General features: G+C 65.2%; 9 protein-coding genes and 1 pseudogene. 3 read left to right on the top strand and 7 right to left on the bottom strand.

Features of this window, described 5'->3' with window-relative positions; translation table 11 throughout:
* From trbG to KAY22_RS19290, 3 genes are all read left to right on the top strand, one after another.
* Positions 1 to 513: P-type conjugative transfer protein TrbG (trbG, locus tag KAY22_RS19300; RefSeq protein ID WP_296624901.1), on the top strand; the 513-nt coding region annotated here is incomplete at its 5' end.
* Positions 514 to 527: 14 nt separating this feature from the next.
* Positions 528 to 1,739, top strand: a complete 1,212-nt coding sequence (locus tag KAY22_RS19295) for a TrbI/VirB10 family protein (RefSeq protein WP_296624902.1) — start codon at positions 528 to 530, stop codon at positions 1,737 to 1,739.
* Positions 1,736 to 1,960, top strand: a complete 225-nt coding sequence (locus KAY22_RS19290; RefSeq protein WP_296624900.1) for a DUF2274 domain-containing protein — start codon at positions 1,736 to 1,738, stop codon at positions 1,958 to 1,960. The genes KAY22_RS19295 and KAY22_RS19290 overlap by 4 nt, the downstream gene beginning before the upstream one ends.
* A 15-nt stretch (positions 1,961 to 1,975) precedes the next feature.
* On the opposite strand, the gene KAY22_RS19285 is transcribed toward KAY22_RS19290, so the two are convergent.
* The 7 genes and pseudogenes from KAY22_RS19285 to KAY22_RS19255 all read right to left on the bottom strand — a co-directional run.
* The gene (locus KAY22_RS19285) at positions 1,976 to 2,284 is read right to left on the bottom strand and encodes a hypothetical protein (protein ID WP_296624899.1); all 309 of its coding nucleotides are present in this window, start codon (positions 2,282 to 2,284) and stop codon (positions 1,976 to 1,978) included.
* A gap of 31 nt (positions 2,285 to 2,315) precedes the next feature.
* Positions 2,316 to 3,239, bottom strand: coding sequence for a LysR family transcriptional regulator (locus KAY22_RS19280; RefSeq protein WP_296624898.1), 924 nt, complete (start codon positions 3,237 to 3,239; stop codon positions 2,316 to 2,318).
* Entirely contained in the window at positions 3,229 to 5,739 is a 2,511-nt protein-coding gene (locus KAY22_RS19275; RefSeq protein WP_296624897.1) for a heavy metal translocating P-type ATPase, read from the bottom strand. The genes KAY22_RS19280 and KAY22_RS19275 overlap by 11 nt, the downstream gene beginning before the upstream one ends.
* Before the next feature lie 195 nt (positions 5,740 to 5,934).
* Positions 5,935 to 6,543: a cation transporter gene (locus tag KAY22_RS19270; RefSeq protein ID WP_296624896.1), complete on the bottom strand. Its 609-nt coding sequence runs from the start codon at positions 6,541 to 6,543 to the stop codon at positions 5,935 to 5,937.
* Positions 6,540 to 7,037 carry an SRPBCC family protein gene (locus KAY22_RS19265; protein WP_296624895.1) on the bottom strand — a complete coding sequence of 166 codons (498 nt, stop codon included), beginning with the start codon at positions 7,035 to 7,037 and terminating at the stop codon, positions 6,540 to 6,542. Before KAY22_RS19265 ends, KAY22_RS19270 begins: the two co-directional genes overlap by 4 nt.
* Before the next feature lie 103 nt (positions 7,038 to 7,140).
* Entirely contained in the window at positions 7,141 to 10,377 is a 3,237-nt protein-coding gene (locus KAY22_RS19260) for a CusA/CzcA family heavy metal efflux RND transporter (protein ID WP_296624894.1), read from the bottom strand.
* A gap of 1 nt (position 10,378) precedes the next feature.
* Positions 10,379 to 10,554: pseudogene (locus tag KAY22_RS19255) on the bottom strand (efflux RND transporter periplasmic adaptor subunit); the annotation flags it as partial.

Below are 10,554 nucleotides of genomic sequence, written 5' to 3'. Positions count from 1 at the left end.
GTGCATATCCTCGCGAAGCCCACGCGGCCCGACATCGCCACCAACCTCGTCATCAACACCGACCGGCGCACCTATCACTTGGAGCTGCGCGCGACGCCTTCGACCTACATGGCGTCGGTATCCTGGACCTATCCGCACGACCAGCTCATCGCGCTGCGCAGCGCCAATGCGACGGCAGCATCCGCCGCACCCGCAGCGAGCGGCGTGGACGTGTCCGCGCTCAACTTCCGCTATCGGATCGACGGCGACCGAGCGCCGTGGCGTCCGATCCGCGCGTTCGACGATGGCCGACAGGTCTTCATCGAGTTTCCGGCCGGGATCTCGCAGGGCGAGATGCCGCCGCTGTTCGTGACCGGCGCAGCCGGCGACGCCGAGCTGGTCAATTACCGCGTGCAGGGCCGCTACATGGTGGTCGATCGCCTGTTCGCCGCCGCCGAGCTACGCTTGGGCGACCGGCGCAGCGAGCAGCGCGTCCGCATCGCGCGCAACGATGGGCGGGAGCGGCGGCCGTGAACGATCGCACCGATATGCCCGCCGCCGAGCCGGCAGCACCGCAGCCGGCGCCTGCCGATCCGAGGCCATTCCAGCTTAGGGGCGACCCGCCGCGCGTGATGCGGCTGTCGCGCAAGGCGCTGAGCGTCATGGGCGTCATCGCCGGGCTCGGCATCGGCGGCTCGCTGATCTACGCGCTCAAACCGGCCGGCGAGCGGCGGGCGGAAGAACTCTACAACACCGAGAACCGCGCCACGGCCGAGACGATCACGTCGGGACCGCGAGACTATGCGCAGGCGCCGCGTCTCGGCCCGCCGCTTCCGGGCGATCTCGGCCGACCGATCGTGTCCGCCCAGCAGCGCGGCGAGAACGTGCCGGTGCCGCCGGTCGGTGCGCAGCCGGGCCACCCTGATCCCCGCGCGCAAGCTGAGGAAGCCGCCCGGCAGCGCGCGCAGCAAGAGCGCGATGCTGCGCGCATGAGCGGCGTGTTCCTCGGCGGCAACGCGGGCAACACCGGGACGGCGGGACTTCCATCGCTGGTCCTGCCGGGGCAGGACGCGCCGCAGCCGGCGCAGCAGCAGGCGGCCGTAGCCGAGGGCGATCAGGCCGGCAAAAGGGCGTTCATGGCGCAGGCATCGAACCAGCGCACGGTGAGCGCCGAGCGGCTAAGCGCTCCAGTGTCGCCCAACATCGTGCAGGCAGGAAGCATCGTGCCCGCAGCGCTCATCACCGGCATCCGCTCCGACCTTCCCGGTCAGATCACCGCGCAGGTCACGCAGAACGTCTATGACAGCCCCACCGGCCGCATCCTGCTCATCCCGCAGGGCGCAAGACTGATCGGCGAGTATGATAGCGAAATCGCAGCCGGGCAGACCCGCGTGCTGCTTGCCTGGGATCGGCTCATCATGCCGGACGGCCGCTCGATCGTTCTCGAGCGCCAGCCCGGCGCTGACGGCGCGGGGTTCGCCGGGCTACAGGACCGGGTGAACCAGCATTGGGGAAATCTCCTCAAGGCCGCTGCGATCTCGACATTGCTCGGCGTCGGCGCCGAGTTGGGCGTGGATGGCGATGACTACCTTACGCGCGCGATTCGGCGTGGCACGCAGTCAACTGTTAATCAGAGCGGCCAACAGATCGTGCGACGGCAGCTTAACGTGCAGCCTACGCTCACCATTCGGCCGGGGCACCCCTTGCGCGTGGTCATTACGCGCGACCTCGTGCTCGCACCCATCGGAGGACCGCGATGACCAAGTTGAAGCTAGGGCCGCTCGTCGACGACCGACCCGTGAAGCTGACCGTGGAACTGCCCGCCGCTGTCCACCGCGATCTCGCGGCTTATGCCGCCGCCCTGGCGGCCGAAAACGGCGGCGATGCAGTAACGCCGGAAAAGCTGGTCGGTCCAATGCTCGCCCGGTTCATGGCGAGCGACCGAGGATTCTCGCGCGGGCGGCGAGGCGCGAAAGGCTGAACGCCGCCGCGCTGTTCAGTTGCCGAGAAACTTCCTCCGGCGCTCCGCCGCATCGACCTTGATGATCGCTTCTTCGGCCGTCGCGCATTCGCCGCCACGCACCGCGCCGTCACGACACCCGGCCACTACCTGACGCGCTTCGTCAATGTGAGCGACGAAATACTGCGTGCCGCGCGCCTCGGCAGGCGCCGCTGGCGCTGGCAAAGTGGCAGCAATCGTATCGGCAGGCTGGATCGGCGAAATCACCGGCCGCAAGACGAATCCGCCCGTGAAGCCGATGACCAAAGTGACAAGCACGATGATGACAGTCTTGCCTTGCGACATGGCGATGAACTCCGAGAACTAGCTACCTATATTACTGGAATTTCTCCGAGAAATCAAAATACAGCGCATAGCGCGTCTTGATGAACCCGAGGAACCGCCGCAGCGCGGGGTTCCCGTTATCGTCTCGCCAGCAACCCGAATATCCGGTCAGTGCCGGCCCTTGTTCGCCGTGAATCGGTCGATAGACGACATCGGGGTAGTGGGTGCCCGTCGAGCCCTCGCAGACGATGCTCACACCTGAGCCACCACCGAGGACGCTCAGGATTGTCTCGCGACTCGATTGGTGCATTCTGATGTCCGGTTTGGCGCCGAACATTGACAGCCGCCCAAGCAGCATGTCCCGGATTTCGGTGCCGGGATCGGCTACTGGTAGCATGAAACGCTCGCCTCGAAGATCGGTCCAATGAACTATCTCCCTCTCCGCCAGCGGGTGCGATGTGGGCAGCGCTACCAGCAATCGTTCGCTCCACAGCGGCTCACAGCGGAATCCATCATGGCTGACCGTGCCCATGAGAATCGCGATGTCGATCTCGCCAGTATCGAGTCCGGCGAGTAAAACACTTCGGTCGGCTTCTACGCACTCGACTTCGACATCAGGATGTGCCTCACGCCAGCTCATCATCGTCGCTCGTAGATTGCCGGCGGAGACGGAGCTGTTGTGGCCTAACCGCAGGCAGCCCGCCCGTCCTTGGCCGGCAGCCCGCATCATCGCAACGAGCTTGTCAGCGCTGGCAACCATCGGCTTTGCCCCGCGTATGAAAGCACTGCCGGCAAGTGTCGTGGTCACGCCGGAACGAGAGCGCTCGAAGATCGGCATACCGATGGAGCCCTCCAACTTGAGGATGCTCCGACTAAGCGTCGATTGCTCAATGTCGAGTGCTCGGGCAGCCCGATAAAAGCTCCCGTGATCGGCGGCCGCGATCGCATAGCGCAGTTGGCGGATGCTAAAGGGCATCGCTGCGGCGGGCTACAGGATCACGATAGGCCAGCAACCGAAGCGCGTTGAACACGACGAGCAGCGTCGATCCTTCGTGCATCGCTACCGCTGGACCGATACCGAGCCCGAGGATGGTGGCGGGCACGAGGAAGGCGACCACGCCTAGGCTCACAAAGACGTTCTGGCGGATTACCCATCGCGTGCTGCGGCTGAGTCCAACCGCAAACGGTAGGTGGGCCAGATCATCCGCCATCAGGGCCACGTCGGCGGTTTCCAGCGCCACATCGGACCCAGCGGCCCCCATAGCGATGCCGACCGTAGCCGTCGCCATTGCCGGGGCGTCGTTCACCCCATCGCCGACCATCGCGACCTTGGTTTCGGCGCGGAGCTTCTTGATCGCCTCGACCTTATCCTCCGGCATGAGGTCGCCCCACGCCTCATCTATGCCGACGTCTTTGGCAATGGCTTGGGCGGCGCGCTGATGATCCCCCGAGATCATAATCATTCGTTTGATGCCGATTGCGCGCAACCTTTCGAGCGCATCCCGCGCCGCCTCTCGCGGGGTGTCGAGCAGGCCGATGGCGCCAAGGTCTTTGCCGGCGCGGCGAACGACCATGCTCGTTTGGCCGCCCTCGCGCAGCTTCTCGATCGCGGCCGTCATCTCGGGCGACAGGGGCGCCACGCCGTCGGCGCCGAACATTTCTGCCTTTCCGATCAGCACCTCATCAGCGCCCACCACGGCTGACACGCCGCGCCCCGTGAGGCTCTTGAGGTTGTCGGCCTTCGGCACCGCCTGATCGCCAACATGGTCACGGCCGTCGCGGGCGATGGCTTGGGCAAGCGGATGATCGCTCAGTGCTTCGACGGCGACGGCGACCGCCATCAGGTCTTCCTTGCTCACGCCCGCGACAGGGATGATTTCCTGTATGCGGGGCTCGCCCTTGGTGAGCGTGCCGGTCTTGTCGAACGCGATGGCATCGAGCGAGCCGAGCAGTTCGAGCGGAGCGCCGCCCTTAACGAGGACGCCCCCGCGCGCGGCACGGGCCACGCCCGAGAGGACCGCGCTGGGGGTGGCGATGGCGAGTGCGCAGGGGCTTGCGGCGACCAGCACCGCCATCGCCCGGTAGAAGCTGTCGCGGAACGGCTCATCAACGACTACCCAGGCAAACAGGAGCAGGAAGGACAGCGCGAGCACCGCCGGCACAAAGAACCGCTCAAATCGGTCCGTGAAGCGTTGGGTCGGAGATTTCTGTGTTTCGGCTTCACTGACCAGCTTGACCACCTTGGCGAGGGTGCTTTCGGTGGACAGCCGGGTCACTTCGATTTCGATGAGACCACTGCCGTTGATCGTGCCGGCGAACACCCGGCTGGCCGCATCGAGCCGATCGGGATTGGCGCGGGCCGCCGCGTCGTCCTGCACAGGCCGCTTATCGACGGGCATACTCTCACCCGTGACCGGGGCCTGATTGATCGCGGTGATCCCCTTCACGATGAAACCATCCGCCGCAACGCGCTCATCGGGCTTCACGATGACGACATCACCGAGCTTGAGATCCTCAACCGGAACCTCGCTCGTGCCGCCATCGGAGCGGCGCACCATTGCGGTGCGCGGCGCCAGTTCGGCCAGTGCCTCGATCGCGCGCTTAGCGCGGCCCATTGCGTAGTGTTCGAGCGCATGGCCGAGGCTGAACAGGAATAGCAGCAGCGCGCCTTCCGCCCAGGCTCCCAGCGCAGCCGCGCCAGCGGCGGCCACCAACATCAGCGTGTCGATTTCAAACCGCTTGAGGCGTAGATTTTCGATCGCTTCGCGAAGTGTGTAGAAGCCGCCGAATCCATAGGCAGCGATGTAGAGCGCGAGCGGCAACCAATCCGGCGCGCCGGCCACCAGCTTCTCGATGGCGAAGCCGATCGCCAGAGCCGCGCCGCAGGCCAGCGCGAAAATCAGCTCCGTATTCGGCCCGAGCAGGCCGCCATGGGCGTGATCGTGGTCATGCTTCTCGCCGGCAGGATGGTCATGATCCTTGGCGTGGTCATGCGTCGGCGTGGCCGGGGCCGGCGTCAGCGCCTTGTCGCCGATCGGTCGCGCGCCGGCCTCGCGCAGCGCGCCCAGGATCGCCTCTTCCGACGTCGCCGACTTATCGAACTCAACCCGCACCAGGCCAGAAACATTCGCCTCAGCTTCCAGCACGCCGGGAAGGGCGCGAAGCCGGTCGCCCAGGGTGCGGGCGCGACGCTGATGGGTGATCCCCTCAACTCGCCAGATCGCATGTCCGAAGCGATCGGCGATGTTCGCGCCAGCAGCGCGGGCCAGCTCGCGGATGCGCGATAGCGTCACCACTTGCGGGTCAAAATGGACGCACAAAGTTGCCGGCGCGTCGGCGCTGGCCGCGACGACATGGGCCTGCTCGACGCCGGGGCGGCCTTCAAGCGAGCCGATCAGCCTTGCGACACAGGCATCAGCCGCGTCGGTGACGTCGGGCAACAGGACGGGAATATCGAGACGGAGCTTTTCAATCATGGCGTTGGTCCTTTGCGGATCGCGTTTCGGGTAAGCGGTGCGGTCCGCCCGACGGGGGCGCTGTCGCGAGTCTTCGCCCCGCGCGCCCGCCTCTGTCCGTTCGCCATGGCTGTTTGGGGGAAACGGCCATGGCGCGGGCCGTTCTCGCACATGCACCCGAAGGACTCAGCGTGCGGCGGCCGATAGCTTTGGCAATCATCGGCTGACTTCCTTGGCTTGGCGCGCTTCCTTGCGTGCATCGCGCAAGATTTCGACGCCGCCCTTGATGGCGATGATCGCAGTGAGAAAGCCAACCAGCAGATCGGGCCAGTTTGAGCCCAGCCGCCAGACCAGCAGGCCGGCGACAAGAATCCCGCCGTTCGAGATGAAGTCGTTGAAACTGAACGTGGTCGCGGCGCGCAGATTGACGTCGGGCTCTCGCAGCCGTTGCAGCAGTTTGAGGCAGACGAAATTGACGACGGCGGCAACCGCAGACATCGCCATCATGGTAACGCCGATAGGCTCGCTGCCTTGGAGGTATCGCCGCCCGACATCGAGAAGGATGCCGCCGGCAAAGATCAGGAGCATGACCCCCGACACGGCGGCTGCACGGGTCTTCCATTTTGCGCCCCGACTGAGGGCGATGAGGCTCAGCGCATAGACCGCAGCGTCCGAGAGGTTGTCGAGACCATTGGCGAGCAGCGCGCTGGAATCGCCTGTGACTCCCGCGATCAGGAAAGCTACGGCGATCCCCGCATTGAGGATCAACACGATCCAGAGGGTGCGGCGCTCCGCATCCGCGCCCGAATATGCCGGGCCGGTCATGAGCGGCCTTTCGCGGAAAGTTGCGCCTTGCGGACTCGGCGATGACGACGATTGACTGTGAAGCCGCTCCCGCGCGCTTGCTTGGTGAGATAGCGGACGAGGGCCGCATCCTGTGCCCGCATTGCTGAGCGCAGCCCGCGCCGGACCGTATAGCCAAGCGGGCTCAGCATCCCTCCCATCGTGATTGTATGGCGAACCCGCGTCTGTTCGCCGAGCCCGTCGAAAGCATATTCTTCGTGCAGGGTGAGCACCCCGCCGAGGCCGGTGCGCCACGCAAGGCAGTGCGCCCGCTCATAGGCTATGATCTCAGCTCCGGCCTTTAGCGGGAGTTCTCCTCTGAGCAGGCTAATGGTGAGGCCGACTCTCGCACCTGGCGCGGCGTTTCCCCGGAAGCGATAGCTGGGGTGCCATAACGCGAACGCCGCCAGATCGGCGATATGAGTCCACGCCCTGATGGGCGTAATGCTCAGGGCGAAGGAGGTGATTTCCTTCACGGCCTGATCGCCCGTTCCTTGCTCTCCGATGCGGTGGGCGGCAAAGCCGCCCGCCGCTCGACAAGACGCATCCCCGGTGCTCGGATACGGCCGACACGGAGGCTCACAGTGGAGCCTCCGCCAGATCGGCCGTCGTCTCTTCGGGCCGCTTGGCAGGCGCGGGAATGTCCGTCTCCCGGCGGCCATAGCGGGCGTAGAGTGTCGGCAGCACGAACAGCGTCAGTAGCGTTGCTGAGATCAGACCGCCGATGACGACGGTCGCCAGCGGCTTTTGCACTTCCGCACCGGCTCCGCTTGCAATCGCCATCGGCACGAAGCCGAGGCTGGCGACCAGCGCCGTCATGACGACGGGCCGCAGCCGCATCATCGCCCCTTCACGGGCCGCTTTTGCGCGCTCCATCCCTCGCGCCATCAGCCCTTGGATCGACGTCACCATGACGAGGCCATTGAGGACCGCGATGCCGGACAGGGCGATGAACCCTACCGCCGCCGAGATCGAGAAGGGCATTCCCCGCAGGAACAACGCGAGGACGCCCCCGACCAGCGCGAGCGGGACGCCGGTGAACACGATCGCCGCATCGCGCACGCTTCCCAAGGCCCCGTAGAGCAACAGGATGATGAGCGCGAAGCAGGCCGGAACTACGAGCATCAGCCGCTCGGACGCCGATTGCAGATTCTCGAACTGGCCGCCCCAATCGAGATACTGGCCGGCGGGCAGACGCACTTCTGCCGCTATCGCCGCCTGTGCGTCCGCCACCACGCCTGCGACGTCCCGGCCACGCACATTCGCCTGCACGACGACGCGCCGTTTGCCGTTCTCGCGGCTGATTTGATTAGGGCCATCGGTGACGCCGATGTCGGCGACACTTTGCAGGGGCACGAACCCGCCACCCGGTAGCGGCACCGGCACCTGGCCGAGCGTTTGCAGATTGGCGCGCGCCACGTCCGAAAGGCGAATAGTGACGGCAAAGCGCCGATCACCCTCGAAGATCATGCCGGCATCGCGACCACCGATCGCGGCCGAGATGGTATCCTGCACGGTTTGCGCGGTTATCCCAAGCCTCGACATGATGTCCCGGCGGGGACGTATATCGAGCATCGGCAGGCCCTCGGTCTGTTCCACCCGAACGTCGGCCGCGCCCTGCGTCTTGCGGAGGACGGCCGCAACCGCATTGGCCGTCCTGTTCATCGCGTCGGTGTCGTCGCCGAACACCTTGACCGCGATGTCGCCACGCACGCCCGCGATCAGCTCGTTGAAGCGCATCTGGATGGGCTGGCTGATCTCGAAGGCGTTGCCGGGTAGGCCCTCAAGCACTTTTTCGACCTTCGCCACCAGCTCGGCCTTGCTGAGACCGGAATCCGGCCATTCGTCACGCGGCTTCATGATGATGAAGGTGTCCGAAATATTCGGGGGCATCGGGTCCGACGCCAGTTCGGCCGTGCCCGTCTTTGAGAACACGAACCGGACTTCCGGCAGCGTGCCGATTTCCCGCTCGATGCGCGACTGCATCGCCTGACTTTGATCGACCGATGTTCCCGGCACGCGCAGCACTTGCGCGGTCAGGTCGCCTTCATCGAGTTGGGGAAGGAACTCCTGCCCCAAGAACGAGAAAGTCAGGATGGCGGCGAGGAACGCGCCGACCCCGACGCCCATGGTCAGCGTCGGCCGCTTCATCGCCTTATCAAGTCCCGGCTCATACTTGCGCTTGAGCCAGGACATGATCCGTCCTTCCTTTTCCTCGACCGACTTGGAGAGCCAGATCGCGAGCATGGCGGGCACGAAGGTCAGCGAAAGCACGAAGGCGCAGACGAGCGCGATGATGACGGTCAACGCCATCGGCGTGAACGTCTTGCCCTCGACGCCCGTGAGGGTCAGCAGCGGCACATAGACGAGGATGATGATCGCCTGTCCAAAGACGGAAGGTCGGATCATCTCGCGCGCGGCCTGCGTCACCACAGACAGACGCTCTTCCAGCGTCAGTGTTCGGGCGTAGTGATGTTGACGTTCGGAGATGCGCCTTAGCGCGTTCTCGACGATGATAACCGCGCCATCCACGATCAGGCCGAAGTCGAGCGCGCCAAGACTCATCAGATTGGCCGAGACGCCGCCTCGCAGCATCCCGAAGCTGGTCATTGCCATGGTGATCGGGATCACCAGCGCCGCAATCAGGGCGGCCCGGAAATTGCCGAGTAGCGCAAACAGCACGACGATGACGAGCAGTGCGCCTTCGGTCAGGTTCTTCGCCACCGTCTTGATTGTCGAGTTGACCAGCGCGGTGCGGTCGAGCACCGGCTGAATTACGACATCGGTCGGAAGCGAGGCGTTGATTTCACCGATCCGATCGGCGACCGCCGATGCTACGGTGCGGCTGTTCTCGCCGATCCGCATGATCGCGGTCCCGACGACGACCTCCTTGCCGTTCTCGGAGGCCGAGCCGTAGCGGATGGCTTGACCGAGGCGGACTTGCGCCACCTGATCGAGCCGGATCGGCGTGCCTTCACGGGTGGCGATGACCGTTCCGGCCAGTTCGCCCACATTGCGGATACGAGCGTCGGAACGGACAGCCAGGCCCTCGCCGCCCCGATCGACGACGCCAGCGCCGACGCCGACGTTATTCTCTTGGAGGGCGCGTGCCAGATCGGTCAGGTTGAGCCCGAGGGCGGCGAGCCGCTGGACGTCCGGGATCACCTGAAACTGCTTTACATAGCCGCCGATAGAGTCGACGCCGGCAAGGCCCGGTGTGTTTTTTAGGAGGGGGGCGACGATCCAATCCTGCGTGGTGCGAAGGTAGGTCGCCTGATCGGCTTCGCTGACAAGATGATCGCCCTCCGGCGTGATGTAGCTGCCGTCGGGCTGCATACCGGGCTCGCCGGGTTTGTGCTTGTCTTCCTTCCGGTGCTCGAAATGGACGGTCCACATATAGACTTCGCCGAGGCCCGTCGCGATCGGCCCCATCGTAGGGACCGCACCGTCAGGCAGGCTTTCCTCGGCGACCCGCAGCCGCTCCGCGACCTGTTGGCGTGCAAAATAAATGTCGGTTGAGTCGGTAAAGACGGCCGTGACCTGGGCGAACCCGTTGCGGCTCAGCGACCGCGTGTATTCAAGGCCAGGAACGCCCGCGAGAGCGGTTTCGATCGGGAACGCGATTTGCTTCTCGACCAGCTCAGGCGAGAGAGCCGGCGCGGTGATGTTCACCTGCACCTGGTTGTTGGTGATGTCGGGAACGGCGTCGATCGGCAGGCGCGAAATCGCCCAGCCTCCGATGACCGCGGCGATGAGCGTCATGAGCAGGATGAACCAGCGGCGCTCGACGGAGAATGTAACGATGCGGTCGATCATATCAGTGCCCGTGCTCCGCTTCGCCTTTTCCAAGCTCGGCCTTGAGGGTGAAGCTGTTCGGCCCGGCGAGCTGTTCGTCGCCCTTGAGCCCCGACGTCACGACCACATTGTCCCCGTTGGGGCTCCCGAGCGTGACAGGCGTGGCCTGGAAGCCGTGTTCGGTGCGGACGAATACGG

It is taken from the genome of Rhizorhabdus sp., from assembly GCF_018006725.1.
In the GTDB taxonomy this organism is placed as follows: Bacteria; Pseudomonadota; Alphaproteobacteria; order Sphingomonadales; family Sphingomonadaceae; genus Rhizorhabdus.
The sequence above is the reverse complement of the archived record's forward strand: the minus strand, read 5'-3'. Positions and strand labels throughout refer to the sequence as shown.

Coding starts and splice junctions, on each gene's coding strand:
- KAY22_RS19295 (WP_296624902.1), top strand. CDS start 528: ATGCCCGCCGCCGAGCCGGCAGCACCGCAGCCGGCGCCTGCCGATCCG.
- KAY22_RS19290 (WP_296624900.1), top strand. CDS start 1,736: ATGACCAAGTTGAAGCTAGGGCCGCTCGTCGACGACCGACCCGTGAAG.
- KAY22_RS19285 (WP_296624899.1), bottom strand. CDS start 2,284: ATGTCGCAAGGCAAGACTGTCATCATCGTGCTTGTCACTTTGGTCATC.
- KAY22_RS19280 (WP_296624898.1), bottom strand. CDS start 3,239: ATGCCCTTTAGCATCCGCCAACTGCGCTATGCGATCGCGGCCGCCGAT.
- KAY22_RS19275 (WP_296624897.1), bottom strand. CDS start 5,739: ATGATTGAAAAGCTCCGTCTCGATATTCCCGTCCTGTTGCCCGACGTC.
- KAY22_RS19270 (WP_296624896.1), bottom strand. CDS start 6,543: ATGACCGGCCCGGCATATTCGGGCGCGGATGCGGAGCGCCGCACCCTC.
- KAY22_RS19260 (WP_296624894.1), bottom strand. CDS start 10,377: ATGATCGACCGCATCGTTACATTCTCCGTCGAGCGCCGCTGGTTCATC.